The sequence below is a fragment of the Microbispora sp. CL1-1 genome (genome assembly GCF_012034195.1).
Classification (GTDB): domain Bacteria; phylum Actinomycetota; class Actinomycetes; order Streptosporangiales; family Streptosporangiaceae; genus Microbispora.
The window spans coordinates 103,148-118,357 of sequence record NZ_JAATEK010000008.1 but is presented as its reverse complement, the minus strand read 5'-3'; the positions used below and the strand labels follow the sequence as shown (position 1 = coordinate 118,357).

Genomic DNA, 15,210 nt, shown 5'->3' with positions numbered 1-15,210 from the left:
CGGATCCATGCCGATCTCACTGCACGCTCCCGGACCTGTGATGTCACAGGCCACCGCGGGCACGACCGTGGGCTCGGCCACCCACTGCCCCTACTGCGCCCTCCAGTGCGGCATGTACGTCGCGAAAGGAGAGATCACCCCGCGAGAGGACATCCCGGCCAACGCCGGCGGCCTGTGCCAGAAGGGCTGGACGGCGGCGGAGCTGCTGACCTCGCCCGAACGGCTCACCACCCCGCTGCTGCACGGCAGCCCGGTGAGCTGGGACGAGGCGCTCGACTACGTCGCCGAGCGGATCGAGGCCATCAGGGCCGCGCACGGGCCGGACGCCGTGGCGGTGTTCGGCGGCGGCGGGCTGACCAACGAGAAGGCCTACCAGCTCGGCAAGTTCGCCAGGGTCGCGCTGCGGACCAGCCAGATCGACTACAACGGCAGGTTCTGCATGTCGTCGGCGGCCAGCGCGGTCAACCGGGCCTTCGGCATGGACCGGGGACTGCCGTTCCCGATCACCGACATCGCCCGCGCCGGCGCCGTGCTGTTCGCCGGGGGCAACGTCGCCGAGACCATGCCTCCCTTCGTACGCCACCTGAGCGCCATGCGGTCCGGCGGCGGCAGGCTCGTCGTCGTCGACCCGCGCGTCACCCAGACCGCCAAGATGGCCGACCTGCACCTGCAGGTCACCCCCGGCACCGACCTCGCGCTCGCGCTCGGCCTGCTGCACATCGCGATCGCCGACGGGTACGCCGACCTGGACTACCTGGCCGCCCGCACGACCGGCTTCGAGGAGGTGCGCACCTCCGTGTCGGCCTGGTGGCCCGAGCGGGTGGAGCGCGTCACCGGCGTCCCGGTCGCGCGGATGCGCGAGGCCGTACGGATCCTCGGCGAGGCCGAGCGCGCGATGGTGCTGACCGGCCGGGGCGCCGAGCAGCACGCCAAGGGCACCGACACCGTCACCGCGTTCGTCAACCTGGCGCTCACACTCGGGCTGCCCGGCCGTGAGGGCTCCGGCTACGGCTGCGTGACCGGCCAGGGCAACGGCCAGGGCGGCAGGGAGCACGGCCAGAAGGCCGACCAGCTCCCCGGCTACCGCAAGATCGACGACCCGGCGGCGCGGGCGCACGTCGCCGCCGTGTGGGGGATCGACCCCGACGACCTGCCCGGTCCCGGCCGGTCGGCGTACGAGCTGTTCGACGCGCTCGGCACACCGGAGGGCCCGAAGGCGCTGCTGCTGTTCGGCTCCAACCCCGTCGTCTCCGCGCCGCGCGCCGGGCACGTCGCCGGGCGGCTGGACGCGCTCGACCTGCTCGTGGTCTCCGACTTCGTGCTGTCGGAGACGGCGGCCATGGCCCACGTCGTGCTGCCCACGACCCAGTGGGCCGAGGAGGCGGGCACGATGACCAACCTGGAGGGCCGGGTGCTGCTGCGCCGCCAGGCCGCCGCGCCCCCTCCGGGCGCCCGCAGCGACCTGGAGATCCTGCGGGGCCTCGCCGAGCGGCTCGGCTGCGGCGAGAAGTTCCCCGCCGACCCGCGCACGGTCTTCGACGAGCTGCGCCGGGCCTCCGCCGGAGGCGTCGCCGACTACTCCGGCATCACCTACGAGCGCATCGCGGCCGAGACCGGCGTGTTCTGGCCCTGCCCCGGCACCGGGGACGACAGCGCCGGCCCGCACCCCGGAACCCCGCGGCCCTTCCTCGACCGCTTCGCGACCCCCGACGGCCGGGCCCGCCTGGTGCCGGTGGAGCACCGCCCGCCCGCCGAGGACGTGGACGAGGAGTTCCCGCTCTACCTCACGTCGGGCCGGGTGCTCGCCCACTATCAGTCGGGGGCGCAGACACGCCGCATCCGCCCGCTGACGCAGGCGTCGCCCGAGGTGTTCGTGGAGCTGCACCCGGACCTCGCCGAGCGGCTGGGAGTCGCCCCCGGCGACCGCGTCCGGGTGCGCAGCCGCCGAGGCGCCGCCGAGGGCGTGGCCCGGGTGAACACCTCGATCCGGCCGGACACGTTGTTCATGCCGTTCCACTGGGAGGGCGTCAACCTGCTCACCAACCCGGCGCTCGACCCGATGTCGCGCATGCCGGAGTTCAAGGTCTGCGCCGCCGCCATCGAGCGGTGCGCCGAAGACGGGGAGCGTGTCGCGTGAGGCTCGTCGTGGTGGGGAACGGGATGGCGGGCTCGCGCCTGGTGAGCGAGGTCCGCGCCCGGGACAAGAACGTGAAGATCACGGTGTTCGGCGCCGAGGCGTGGCAGCCGTACAACCGGGTGCTGCTGTCGAACGTGGTGGCCGGCACGTCGAGCCCGGACCAGGTCCGGCTGCTCGACTCCCGCTGGTACGCCGACCACGGCGTGACCGCCCGCCTCGGCGTCCCGGTCACCGCCATCGACCGGGACTGTCAGACGGTGATCGCCGCCGACGGGACGCGCGAGCCGTACGACGTGCTCGTGCTCGCCACCGGCAGCGAGCCGATCGTGCCGCCGATCCCCGGCGTGGAGCGGGCGACGGCATTCCGCACGCTGGACGACTGCGAGCGGATCAGGGAGGCCGCCGAGAGCGCCCGCAGCGCGGTCGTGGTCGGCGGCGGGCTGCTCGGCATCGAGGCCGCGCGGGGCCTGGCGGGGCGGGGCGTCCCGGTGACGCTGCTGCACCTCGCCGGTCACCTGATGGAGCGCCAGCTCGACGAGGAGGCCGGGCTGATCCTGCGCGAGACGCTCGGCGCGCTCGGCGTCGCCATCCGCACGGGCGTCACCGTGAGCGCGATCCGCGAGCGGCACGTCGGACTGGCCGGCGGCGAGCTGATCGACGCCGACCTGGTCGTGCTGGCCTGCGGGGTGCGCCCGGTCGTCGGGCTCGCCCGCGACGCGGGGCTTGAGGTCGAGCGCGGCGTCGTCGTGGACGACGAGCTGCGCACCGACGACCCGTCGATCTTCGCGATCGGGGAGTGCGCCCAGCACGCGGGCCTCGTCTACGGGCTGGTCGCCCCCGGGTGGGAGCAGGCGTCGGTCGTGGCCGACCTCGTGACCGGCGCCGACAAGGGCGCACGCTACCGGGGCTCGCGGCTGGTCACCCGGCTCAAGGCCAGGAGCGTGGAGCTCGCGGCGATGGGGGAGACCCAGCTGACGGAGGACGAGGCGGAGATCGTCCGCTTCTCCCACCGGCACAAGGGCACCTACCGCAAGCTCGTCATCCGCGACGGCCGGCTGGTCGGCGCGATCCTGCTGGGCGAGACCTCCGCGGTGGGCACCCTGACCCAGCTCTTCGACCGGGGAGGCCCCCTGCCCGGCGACCGCACCGGGCTGCTGTTCCCCGACCTCGCGGGCATGGGCGGCGCGGCGGTGGCCGACAGCCCCACCCGGATGCCCGACTCCGCGCGGGTCTGCCAGTGCAACAACGTGACGAAGGGCCAGATCAGAGCGTGCTGGGAGTCCGGCGCGCGGAACGTGGAGGCCGTGGCCGCCGCGACGAGGGCCACCACCGGCTGCGGCAGTTGCCGCGACGCGGTCGAGGGCATCGTCGGCTGGCTGTGTGAGCAGGAAGGTGTGAGCGCATGAAGGACCGTAAGGGCATGAGACTCGTCGTTGTCGGTCACGGCCCGACGGCACACCGCCTGATCGAGACGCTCGCCGGCCGGGGCTTCGACGGCACGGTGACCGTTTTCGGGGAGGAGCCCCGCCCGGCCTACGACAGGGTGGCGCTCACCTCCTACCTCAGCGGCAAGAGCGTCGAAGACCTCACCTATCCGGTGCCGGACGGCGTCACGGTCAGGACCGGCGTCCGCGTCACCGCGATCGACCGTGCGAACCGCACCGTCACCACCGACGCCGGCGACAGCGAGCCGTACGACGTGCTGGTGCTGGCCACCGGGTCGGCGCCGTTCGTGCCGCCGGTGCCGGGCCGGGACCTGCCGGGCTGCTTCGTCTACCGGACGATCGACGACCTGGACGCCATCAGGGACGCGTCGCGCGACGCCCGCGCGGGCGTCGTCATCGGCGGCGGCCTGCTCGGCCTGGAGGCGGCCGACGCCCTGCGCGGGCTCGGCCTCGACACCCACGTCATCGAGATGAGCGGCTGGCTCATGCCCCGCCAGGTGGACGAGGGCGGCGGCTCGGTGCTGCGCGGGCACATCGAGGGGCTCGGGCTGACCATCCACACGGGCGCGGGCGTGAGGTCGATCGAGGCGGGCCCGGACGGCCGGGTCGCGTCGCTCGTGAAGCCCGACGGCGAGGCGATCGAGGCGCAGGTCGTGGTCTTCTCGGCCGGCATCCGGCCGCGCGACGAGCTCGCCCGCGCCTGCGGCCTGGAGGTCGGCGAGCGCGGCGGCATCGTGGTCGACGAGGGCATGCGCACCTCCGACGAGCACATCTACGCGATCGGCGAGTGCGCCCTGGCCGGAGGCATGATCTACGGCCTCGTCGGGCCCTGCAACACCCAGGCGGAGGTGGCCGCCGAACGGATCCTCGACGGGCAGGCCGCCTTCACCGGCGCCGACATGTCCACCAAGCTCAAGCTGCTCGGCGTGGAGGTGGCCCAGTTCGGCGCCATGTCGGGCGCGCTCGACGTCACCTACATGGACCCCGTCGGGGGCGTCTACAAGCGGCTGTTCATCAGCGACGACGCCAAGACCCTGCTCGGCGGCATCTGCGTCGGCGACGCCGCCCCCTACAACGCGCTGCGGCCGTTCGTCGGCAAGCCGCTGCCCGGCGCGCCGAGCGACCTGCTGTTCGCCGGCGCGGGCAAGGCGTCGGTCGACCTGCCCGACGACGCGCAGGTCTGCTCCTGCAACAACGTCACCAAGGGGAGGATCTGCGAGGCCATCGCCGACAAGGGCCTCACCGACGTCCAGGGCATCAAGGACTGCACCCGCGCCGGCACCACCTGCGGAAGCTGCGTGCCGATGCTCAAGCAGATCCTGGTGAAGTCGGGCGTCGACGTCGGCAAGGCGCTGTGCGAGCACTTCCCGCACAGCAGGGCCGAGCTGTTCGACATCGTCAACGTCCGGGGGATCACGACGTTCTCCCAGCTCATCGCCGAGCACGGCACCGGCCGCGGCTGCGACATCTGCAAGCCCGCGGTCGCCTCGATCCTCGCCTCCCTCGGCCGCGGCCACATCCTCGACGGCGAGCAGGCCGCGCTGCAGGACACCAACGACCAGTTCCTGGCCAACATCCAGAAGAACGGCACCTACTCGGTCGTCCCCCGCATCCCGGGCGGCGAGATCACCCCGGACAAGCTCATCGTCATCGGCGAGGTGGCCCGAGAGTTCGGGCTCTACACGAAGATCACCGGAGCGCAGCGCATCGACCTGCTCGGGGCCCGGGTCGAGCAGCTTCCGGCCATCTGGCGCCGCCTCGTCGACGCCGGCTTCGAGTCCGGTCACGCGTACGGCAAGGCGCTGCGGACGGTGAAGTCCTGCGTCGGGTCCACCTGGTGCCGCTACGGCGTGCAGGACTCGGTGGGCCTGGCCATCGCCCTGGAGCTGCGCTACCGGGGGCTGCGCTCGCCGCACAAGCTGAAGTCGGCCGTCTCCGGCTGCGCCCGGGAGTGCGCGGAGGCCAGGTCGAAGGACTTCGGCATCATCGCGACCGAGCAGGGCTGGAACCTCTACGTGGGCGGCAACGGCGGCTTCAAGCCCCGCCACGCCGACCTGCTCGCGTCCGACCTGTCCACCGACGACCTGGTCAGGACGATCGACCGGTTCCTGATGTTCTACATCCGCACCGCCGACCGGCTCCAGCGCACCGCCGCCTGGCTGGAGAACCTCGACGGCGGGCTCGACTACCTCCGTGAGGTGATCATGGAGGACTCGCTCGGCATCTGCGCCGAACTCGACGCGCAGATGGAACGGCACGTGTCCACGTACGTCGACGAGTGGCGCGCCACCATCGAGGACCCCGACAAACTGCGCCGCTTCGTGAGCTTCGTCAACGCCCCCGGCGTTCCCGACCCCTCGATCTCCTTCGAGACCGAGCGCGACCAGATCAAGCCGGTGCTGATTCCACTGGAGGTGACCCGCAGATGACCATCCTCGACGAGATGCCGGCCCTTGCCGGCCACTGGACCCCGGTCTGCTCCTACACCGACCTGCTGCCCGAGCGGGGTGCGGCGGTGCTCGTCGGCGACCGGCAGGTGGCGGTCTTCCGCACCTTCGACGGCGCCCTGTACGCCCTGGGCAACCTCGACCCGTTCAGCGGGGCGTACGTCATGTCCCGGGGCATCGTCGGCACCAGGAACGGTGAGCCGACCGTGGCGTCGCCCATGCACAAGCAGGTGTTCTCCCTGGTCACCGGCGTCTGCGTCGACGACCCGGGCGTAGCCGTGCCGACCTATCCCATTCGGGTCACACATGGAACCGTGGAGGTGAGCGTGGTATGACCGCGCTGCTGGACGAGACCCCGATGAGCCTGGAGACCGCGCCGGACGCGCTGGCAGGGTTCACGATCGGGGTGACGGCGACCCGCCGCAGCGAGGAGCTGGCCGCGCTCCTCGAACGGCGTGGCGCCCGGGTCGTGCGGGCGCCCGCGATCCGCATCGTGCCGCTCGCGGAGGACGCCGGGCTGCTCGCCGCGACCCGGGCCTGTCTGGAGGCGCCCGTCGACGACGTGGTCATCACCACCGGGGTGGGGTTCCGCGGGTGGATGGCGGCGGCGGAGGGCTGGGGCCTGTCCGCCGACCTGAACGCGCACCTCGCCAACGCGCGGCTGCTCGCCCGCGGCCCCAAGGCGCGCGGAGCCGTCCGCGCGGCCGGCCTGGTGGACTTCTGGACGCCGGCCACGGAGTCGTGCGAGGAGGTCAAGGAGTATCTGCTCGCGCAGGACCTGCACGGCCGCCGCATCGCCGTACAGCTCCACGGCGAACCGCTGGACAGCTTCGTCGCGGCGCTGCGGAAGGCGGGCGCGGAGGTGATCGAGGTGCCGGTCTACCGGTGGCTGCCCTACCGCGACACCTCGCCGCTGCGCCGCCTGATCAGCCAGGCGATCACCGGGTCGGTGGACGCGGTGGCCTTCACCAGCGCGCCCGCCGTGCTGGCCATGCTGGGCGCGGCCCGCGCCGACGGGCTGGAGGACGCGCTGCTCGCGGCGTTCGGCAGCCGTGTGGTGGCGGCCTGCGTCGGCCCGGTCACGGCCGGGCCGCTCACCCAGCGCGGCGTGCGGGCCGTCCAGCCCGAGCGTGCCCGTCTCGGCGCGCTCGCCCGGATCCTCGCCCGCCACCTGCCGGAAAGCGGCGTCACGCGGCTCGTCGCGGGCGGGCACGAGCTGGAGATCCGCGGTCACGCCGTGGTGGTCGACGGCGAGCTCAAGCCGCTGCCGCCCGCTCCGATGGCCGTGCTGAAGCGGCTCGCCGAGCGCCCCGGGCACGTCGTCAACCGGGCCGACCTGCGGGTCGTGCTGCCCGGCGGCCCCTCGCGCGACTCGGCCGAGCACGCGGTGGAGATGGCCATCACCCGCCTGCGCCGGGCGCTCGGTCCCTCGGGCATCGTCGAGACCGTCGTCAAGCGCGGCTACCGCCTCGCCTGCGGCCGGGACGAACGATGACCCCGACCCTGGTGATGGCCGCGCACGGGGCACGCAGCGGCCACTGGGAGTCGGTCATGGACTCCCTGGCGGCCCGCGTGCGCCGCGCCAGGCCGGGCTCGGCGGTCGAGCTGGGCTTCCTGGAGATCAGCTCGCCGCTGCTGTCCGACGTGCTGTCGGGGGTGGCCGGGCCCGTCGTGGTGGTCCCCATGCTGCTCGCCGGGGGATACCACGCGCACATCGACCTGCCCGCCGTCGTCGCCCGCACCCGGCCCGACGCGGTCGTCGCCGGGCAGCTCGGGCCGCACCGGCTGCTGACCTCGGTGCTGGCACGCCGCCTGGCCGTGGCCGGCCTGCGGCCCTGCGACGCCGTCATCCTGGGCGCGGCCGGCTCGTCCGACCCCGCCGCTCTGGACGACGTCCGCGCCGCGGCCCGGCTCCTTTCCGTACGGCTCTCGCGTCCCGTCACGGCCGCGTTCGCCTCGGCCGGGACGCCCACGCTCGCCGAGGCGCTGGAACGCACCAGGGCGGGCCTCGCCCCGCGCGTCGCCGTCGCCTCCTACCTGCTCGCGCCCGGGTTCTTCCACGACCGGCTGCTGAACAGCGGCGCTGACCTGGTCAGCCCGCCCCTCGGCGTGGACGACGACCTGGCCGCCCTCGTCTGGACCCGCTTCGACGAGGCCCTCGCCGGACACCGCGCCACCATCACGCCCGCTCGCACCCCGTTCGCCACCCACACCCGCGCCTGACCGCGTCAGCCGCCTCCACCCCGGCCAGAGCCCTCAGTCACCCCCCAACCCCGGGCCCCGGCCCGTCTCCGCGTCCTCAGCCGTCAGCCGCCCGCGTCCGCTGAGCTGTCGGCCACTCGTGCCCGGGCCGTGCCGTCAGGCACCGGCTGTATCCGCGGCTGAGCCGTTCGCCGCGCCCGCCCTGTGCCGTGTGGGGGGGCGGGCTTTTCTTTTTGCCGTGCCGGTCTGTTCCGGGCCGGCGCGTACATGTTTTCGGACCCCGCCGACTCCGGAGAAATGCCGCCGTGGGCTCGGAGAATTCGGTACGGCGTCTGTCCGCCGGGGGTCGCCGGCCCGCCGGATACCGGTCGACGGCCGGCCGGGTAGGGGTTGACCTGGTGGTTCCAGGGCAAGCACGCTTACCCAATAACCGAGGAAAAAGGGTCCGTAATTCACTCTCCCGGAAATGGCCGTGGAGGATCTCCAGGCCAGTGGCGGGCTGCCATCCCATGAATCCGGGCTCCATTCATGGTTCATTCGCCGAGGTGAATGTGAGGAGGCGAAGATGCCGCGTGCCGATTTCAGGTCTTCTCCGCCGCCCCCGGGAAGCGAACGGCCGGTGAGACTGCCGCGTCTCCTGGCCGAGGACCTGCGGACGATCGTCGAACGGGACCCGTCCGTACGCGACCGGAAGGAGGCGTTGCTGCACCCGGTGCTGCCTGCACTGTGGCTGCACCGGATCGCCCACCGGCTGCACCGGCGTGGCAGGCGGCTGCCGGCCCGGCTGCTGATGCTCCTCGCACGCCACGTCACCGGAGTGGAGATCCATCCGGGCGCGGAGCTGGGACGCAGGGTCTTCGTCGACCACGGCGCGGCCGTGGTGATCGGGGAGACCGCGGTCGTGGGCGACGACGTGACCATCTACCACCAGGTGACCCTCGGGGCGGTCGGCTGGTGGCGCGACAACCTCCGCGCGGACGGGGAACGGCGGCACCCGGTGATCGGAGCCCGTGTGGTGCTGGGCGCCGGGGCGACCGTTCTCGGCCCGGTGCGCGTGGGGGACGACGCCGTCATCGGGGCGCGGGCGCTCGTCCTCGACGACGTGCCCGCCGGCGCGCGCGTCCTCGCCCCAGCCGGCACCGTTTCCGCGCCACGCGGCGGCGTCCCGGCCCGTACGGCCGGAGCCGACCTGCCCCGACCCCCCGACGAAAGGAGTGGATCGATGAATCCGGACAGCACGGTCCTGATAGTCGGCGCCACCGACGAGACCGTGCGCAAGGCCAAGGAGCTCGGGCTGACCGTCCTGCTGCTCCAGCACCCCACCAAGGTCAGCGCCGAGCAGGAGGAGCTCGCCGACGTCCTGCGCGTGCTCGACTACACCGACTGGGCGGCGGTCGAGCCCGTCGCCAGGCGGCTGTGGCGGGAGCCTGGGTTCCGCGTCGCGCTGTCGATCACCGAGCCCGGGCTGGAGAACGCGGGACGGGTCAACGACCTGTTCGGCCTGGGCGGCACCGGTTATGAGGTCACCCGGAGGTTCCGCGACAAACTGGCCATGCGCCGTCACCTCGCGTCGGTTCCGGGCGCGGAGCTCGACCCCTCCGCGGTGGCCGCCGCGCCGCTCCTGCGCCGCGAGGACCTGGACGCCTTCGGCGCCGCCCACGGCTATCCGTTCATCGTCAAGCCGGCCGACGCGACCGCGAGCATCGGCGTCCACCGCGTCGCAGGACCGGAGGACGCCGAGCGGGTCTGGGCCGCGGTGGAAGGGCTGCGCGGCACCCGCACCGACCGGGTCTCCACCATGTTCCTCCTGCAGGACTTCCTCATGGAGCAGTACGTCGAGGGGCCGGAGTTCAGCGTCGAGGCGTTCAGCTTCGCGGGCCGCCACGTCGTGGTGGCGATCACCGAGAAGTTCGTGCACCCCGACCGGTTCGCCGAGCTCGGCCACGCCGTGCCCGCCCGGCTGGACGAGCCGGTGCGGGAGCGGATCCGCGCGAGCGTGTGCCGCTTCCTCGACCTGATCGGTCTCAGGGACGGCGTGACGCACACAGAGCTGCGGCTCGGCCCGCACGGCCCGGTGGTCATCGAGAGCCACAACCGCGTCGCCGGCGACATGATCCCGGAGCTCGTGCGGGGGGCGTACGGCATCGACCTGATCGAGTATGCCCTTGGCTGGCCGTTCCGGCTGGTCCCCGAGCTGCCGGACCGGCCGGAGGCGCACGCGGGGGCCAGCGTGCGCTCCCTGGTGAGCGAGCCGGGGCGGGTCGAGTCGGTGGAGGGCGTCGCCGACGCCGCGGCGCGGGAGGGCGTGCTCGACGTGCGCGTCACGGCCAAGCCCGGCGACACCGTGCACGCGCTGCGCGACAACTGGGACCGGCTCGGCCTGGTGGCGGTGACCGGCCCGGACACGGAGGCGGCGATCCGCCGCGGCGCGGAGGTCATCGACGAGGCGATCCGGATCCGGGTCGCCGGCGAGGACGGGCGCACCTGGCTCGCGCAGGTGGCCGAGGCGCGGTCCCTCGCGGAGGTGCCGGCATGAAGGGGCGAGGCAACGAACCCCGAGCCGCCGGGCGAGGGAGTGACATGAGCGTCGTCATCGTGCACCGCAACCCGCTGGAGCCGTTCCCGTACGACCGCTGGCTGCGCGACCACGAGGGCCCGGTGGTCATCCTCGCCGCCCGCGACAGGTTCGAGCCGTTCGGCGAGCGGATCCCCGAGGGGAACCTCGGCTACACCCACCTGGAGCTCTTCGACCACGACGACGAGGTGGCCGGGCGGGTCGCGCGGCTCGTCGCCGAATATGGCGCCACCCACCTGATCGGGGAGCACGAGGCCGACGTGCTGCGCGTGGCCGCCCTGCGCGAGGAGCTCGGGCTGCCCGGCGCGCGGGCCGCCGACGTGCTGCCGTTCCGCGACAAGGCCCTGATGAAGGAGCACGCGGCGCGGGCGGGCGTGGAGGTCGCGCCCCACACGGTGCCGCGGACCACCGCCGACGTGCTGGACTTCGCGGGCGTCCACGGGTTCCCCCTGGTGGTCAAGAACAGGGCCGGTTTCAACTCCATCGGCCTGCGCATCCTGCGCGACGGCGACGCGCTGACGGCCTTCCTCGCCGAGGCGTACGGCCCGGGGCACGACGGGCAGCGCGACGACCTGCTGCTGGAGGCGTACGTGCCCGGCCGCATGTGCCACGTCGACGGGCTGGTGGTGGACGGCGAGGTCGTGCTCGCCTGGCCTTCGCAGTACCAGTACGAGCTGGCGTCGTTCGGCAGCGACCCGGGCTCCCGGGTCGACCTGGCGCTCGATCCCGGCGACCCGCTCACCGGCCGCCTGCTGGAGCTGACCGGGCGGACGCTGGCGGCGCTGCGGCGGCCCGGCGGGCGGCTGCGCGACCACGCGTTCCACGCGGAGATCTTCCACACGCCCGACGACCGGCTGGTGCTGTGCGAGATCGCCTGCCGGTCCGGCGGCGGGAAGATCCGCGAGGTCTTCCACACTCTGTTCGGGGTCAACCTCGCCGAGTGCTCCATCCGGGCCCAGCTCGGCCTTCCGCTGCCCGACGTGGAGCGGGCCGTACGGCCGGGGCGGCGGCCGGAGCCGGCCCGGATGGCCGGTCAGGTGCTGATGATGAAGCGGCCCGGCCTCATCCACGCGCTGCCCGACGTCCCGCAGGAGCCCTGGGTGGAGCACTTCTGGCTCTACGCGCGGCCGGGCCAGGTGGTCCCGCCCGCCGCGGGCTCGGCCGACTTCCTCACCGTGGCCATCGCCTCGGCCCCCACCCGCGCGGAGTGCGAGCGCAGGCTGCGCTCGCTCGGGGCGCGGCTGGAGGAGCAGGTGCGGATCGGGGCGGTGCCGTCGTGATCCGCCCGTCGACGCAGGCGCGCTACATGGCCGGCATGGTGGTCGACTCCACCGGCAGCGGCATGTACCTGCCCCTGTCGCTGCTGTTCTTCCACCACGTCACCGGGCTGCCGATCGAGCGGGTCGGCGTCATCATGACCGCGGCGGCGCTGTTCAGCCTGGTCGCCAACCCGATCGCGGGCGTGCTCGTCGACCGCTTCGGCGCGCGGGCCGTCGTCGTGGGCGGTTATCTGGTGCGTGCCGTGGGGTTCGCCGCCTACCCGCTGGTGGACTCGCCGCTGACGATGTTCCTCGCGGTGGCGCTGGTGGCGCTCGGCGACGGCTCCTACCCGCCGTCGATCCAGTCGTTCGTCGCCGCCATCGCGCGGGGCGCGGACCGCGACAGGCTCCTCGCCGCGCAGCGCAGCCTGCGCAACGCCGGCCTCGGCGCGGGCGGCCTCATCGCGGGCGCCGCGCTCGGCCTGGGCAGCGACGCCGCCTACCGGGTGATCGTGCTCGTCAGCGCCGCCGCGTTCGCGGGCGCCGCGCTGATCCTCCGTACGATCCCCGTTCCCGGCGGGCGGGATCGTACGGCCACGCGGGCAGGTGCGGCCGCACCGGCTCCGGCGGCGGCCCGGGGGAGCGGGGGATACCGGCTCGTCCTACGCGACCGGACGTTCCTCGCCCTGACCCTGCAGAACGTGCCGACCGCCTTCGGCTACATGGTGCTGTCGGTGGCGCTGCCCGTCTACGTCACCCAGGAGCTGGGCGTCCCGGCCTCGCTGGTCGGCGTGCTGTACGCGGTCAACACCGTCGGCATCGCGCTGCTGCAGATCCCGGTGACGCGGCGGCTGATCCGCTATCGGCGCACCCGTACGGTCGCGGCGGGCGCCGCCACGTTCGGGGCGTCGTTCGCGGCGTTCGCCCTGCTGGCCGGGGTACCCGTCCGGCCGGTCGCGCTGGCCGGGGTGTTCGCCGCGACGGCGCTGTTCACGCTGGGGGAGATGCTGCACGGCGCGCCGCTGTCGGCGCTCGTGTCGAGCGCGGCCCCCGAGGAGACCCGGGGCAGATACATGGCGGTCTACCAGTTCTCCTGGGCGATCCCGATCACGCTGGCCCCGGCCGTGCTGACCGCGCTGCTGAGCCTGTCGCCGATCTCCATGTGGCTGCTGCTCGCGGCGGGCGTCTCCGGCTCGGCCCTCACCATGCTCCGCCTGGAGCCCCGGCTGCCCGCCCGGGCCGTCCACGCGCGGGTCCCCGACGACCCCGAAGTCCCCGAGGACTCCGAAGACCCCAAGAACCCCGAAGACCCCGAGAACCCCGAAGACCCGGAAGACCTTCTCGAAGACCCCGGAAAGACGGACACGGACGACCGTCGCGCCGCGACGGCGACACAGAAGGCTGGTGTTGAGTGATGGGCAGATCGAGTTGGCACGTGCTGCAGGGAGAGGACCCCGCGTTCGCGCTGCCGGAGGCGGCGGGCCAGTGCGGCTGGGTCAGCCAGCTGAGGCCGCTGATCGTGGAGATGACCGAGCCGGGCGACGTCGTGCTCGACCCGTTCGCCGGCTGGGGCACCACGCTGGTGGCGTGCGCGGTCGAGGGCCGGAAGGGGATCGGCCTTGAGGTCTCGCCGGAGCGCGCGGAGCAGGCGCGCAGGCGCCTGGAGGCGTATCCCGGCCAGACCATGCTGTGCGGCGACGCCCGCACGCCGCCGCTGCCGCCGGAGTCGGTGGACTTCGTCCTGGCCGACCTGCCCTACTTCGGCACCAACCTCGACACCGACTCCACCGTGGAGGGCCAGTTCTACGCGCTGCGCGACTACGACGAGTATCTGAGCGCGATCGACGAGGCGTTGGCCGCGGTGGCGAAGGTCATGCGGCCCGGCGCGCGGGCGGTGTTCGCCGTGCAGAACCGCCGCCTGGCCGGCAGGTTCGTGCCGCTGGCCTGGGACGTCGCCCGGGTCCTCGGCCGCCATCTGATCCTCGGCGACGAGCGGATCCACTGCTACAACTGGCCGGTGAGCGACGACGGCCCGATGGTGACCAACCGCTCGCACGAATACCTGCTCGTGGCCGAGAAGGAGCAGGCATGATCCCGCTGATCGGCGGCGACATCGCGGCCAGGATCGACGACCTCATCGGCGACACGCCCCTGCTCCGGCTCTCCCTCGACGGCCTGCCCCCGGACGTCACCGTGCTCGCCAAGCTGGAGGCGGCCAACCCGCTGTCGAGCATCAAGGACCGGGTGGCGCTGCGCATGATCGAGGAGGCCGAGGCGTCCGGGGCGCTGACCCCCGGCGCCACCGTGATCGAGTCGACCTCCGGCAACACCGGCATCGCCCTGGCGGCGCTCGCGGTCAGCCGGGGATACCCGTGCGTGGTCGTGATGCCGGACAACGCCTCCCGGGAGCGCACGCTGACCCTGCGCATGCTGGGCGCGCGGGTCGAGTTCACCGACCACACCCTCGGCTTCCAGGGCTGCGTGGACCGGGCGACGGAGCTGCACGCCGCCCTCCCCGGGTCCTGGTACGCCCGCCAGCACGAGAACCCCGCCAACGTCATGGCCCACTACACGACCACCGGACCGGAGATCTGGGCCGCCACCGGCGGTCAGGTCGACGTGCTGGTGTGCGGGGTCGGGACCGGCGGCACGCTCACCGGAACCGCCCGCTACCTGCGCGAGCGCAACCCCGGGCTGCGCGTCGTCGCGGTGGAGCCGGAGGGCTCGCCCCTGCTGTCGGGAGGCGCCCCGGGGCCGCACCGGATCCCCGGCCTCAACGGCGGCTTCATCAGCCCCGTCACCGACGTCACGCTGATCGACGAGGTGATCACCGTGCCGGACGGCGAGGCGGCCGCCATGACCCGGCGCATCGCGGCCACCACCGGGCTGCTGGTCGGGATCTCCTCCGGCGCGGCGGCGTACGGCTGCGCCGCGCTCGCCCGCCGGCCGGACCTGTCGGGGCGGACGGTCGTGACGATCTTCCCGGACACCGGCGAGCGCTACCTGAGCTGGTGGCCGGCCTGACCGATCCCGCCGCCAGGGCCGCCCTGATCACGCCGAACCGGCCGGTCGGCCGTCCCCCGAACGGAGGGACCGGCCGGCCGCATCGGCTGACGCGGGGCCCGGAGCCAGGGCTCAGGCGTAG

General features: G+C 73.5%; 11 protein-coding genes. All 11 read left to right on the top strand.

What is annotated here, in order from left to right; translation table 11 throughout:
- Positions 1 to 40: 40 nt before the first annotated feature.
- The 11 genes from HCK04_RS12760 (at position 41) to HCK04_RS12705 (ending at position 15,089) form a co-directional block, all read left to right on the top strand.
- Complete coding sequence (locus HCK04_RS12760) at positions 41 to 2,137, top strand: molybdopterin oxidoreductase family protein (RefSeq protein ID WP_240971371.1); 2,097 nt, start codon at positions 41 to 43, stop codon at positions 2,135 to 2,137.
- The gene (locus HCK04_RS12755) at positions 2,134 to 3,543 is read left to right on the top strand and encodes an FAD-dependent oxidoreductase (RefSeq protein WP_142647384.1); all 1,410 of its coding nucleotides are present in this window, start codon (positions 2,134 to 2,136) and stop codon (positions 3,541 to 3,543) included. The genes HCK04_RS12760 and HCK04_RS12755 overlap by 4 nt, the downstream gene beginning before the upstream one ends.
- A 14-nt stretch (positions 3,544 to 3,557) precedes the next feature.
- Positions 3,558 to 6,011 carry a nitrite reductase large subunit NirB gene (gene nirB, locus HCK04_RS12750; RefSeq protein WP_142647383.1) on the top strand — a complete coding sequence of 818 codons (2,454 nt, stop codon included), beginning with the start codon at positions 3,558 to 3,560 and terminating at the stop codon, positions 6,009 to 6,011.
- Positions 6,008 to 6,364 (top strand): nitrite reductase small subunit NirD, encoded by a 357-nt coding sequence (nirD, locus tag HCK04_RS12745; RefSeq protein ID WP_142647382.1) that lies wholly within the window; start codon positions 6,008 to 6,010, stop codon positions 6,362 to 6,364. The genes nirB and nirD overlap by 4 nt, the downstream gene beginning before the upstream one ends.
- The gene (locus tag HCK04_RS12740) at positions 6,361 to 7,524 is read left to right on the top strand and encodes a uroporphyrinogen-III synthase (protein WP_142647381.1); all 1,164 of its coding nucleotides are present in this window, start codon (positions 6,361 to 6,363) and stop codon (positions 7,522 to 7,524) included. Before nirD ends, HCK04_RS12740 begins: the two co-directional genes overlap by 4 nt.
- Positions 7,521 to 8,252, top strand: coding sequence for a CbiX/SirB N-terminal domain-containing protein (locus HCK04_RS12735; RefSeq protein WP_142647380.1), 732 nt, complete (start codon positions 7,521 to 7,523; stop codon positions 8,250 to 8,252). The genes HCK04_RS12740 and HCK04_RS12735 overlap by 4 nt, the downstream gene beginning before the upstream one ends.
- Before the next feature lie 598 nt (positions 8,253 to 8,850).
- The gene (gene epsC / locus HCK04_RS12725; RefSeq protein ID WP_205830160.1) at positions 8,851 to 10,767 is read left to right on the top strand and encodes a serine O-acetyltransferase EpsC; all 1,917 of its coding nucleotides are present in this window, start codon (positions 8,851 to 8,853) and stop codon (positions 10,765 to 10,767) included.
- A 44-nt stretch (positions 10,768 to 10,811) separates the two neighbouring features.
- On the top strand, positions 10,812 to 12,086 hold the full coding sequence (locus HCK04_RS12720; protein WP_142647379.1) for a hypothetical protein: 1,275 nt from the start codon (positions 10,812 to 10,814) through the stop codon (positions 12,084 to 12,086).
- Complete coding sequence (locus HCK04_RS12715) at positions 12,083 to 13,480, top strand: MFS transporter (RefSeq protein ID WP_205830159.1); 1,398 nt, start codon at positions 12,083 to 12,085, stop codon at positions 13,478 to 13,480. Before HCK04_RS12720 ends, HCK04_RS12715 begins: the two co-directional genes overlap by 4 nt.
- Positions 13,480 to 14,157 (top strand): DNA methyltransferase, encoded by a 678-nt coding sequence (locus HCK04_RS12710; protein ID WP_142647378.1) that lies wholly within the window; start codon positions 13,480 to 13,482, stop codon positions 14,155 to 14,157. Before HCK04_RS12715 ends, HCK04_RS12710 begins: the two co-directional genes overlap by 1 nt.
- Positions 14,154 to 15,089: a cysteine synthase family protein gene (locus HCK04_RS12705; protein WP_142647377.1), complete on the top strand. Its 936-nt coding sequence runs from the start codon at positions 14,154 to 14,156 to the stop codon at positions 15,087 to 15,089. The genes HCK04_RS12710 and HCK04_RS12705 overlap by 4 nt, the downstream gene beginning before the upstream one ends.
- Positions 15,090 to 15,210 lie beyond the last annotated feature (121 nt).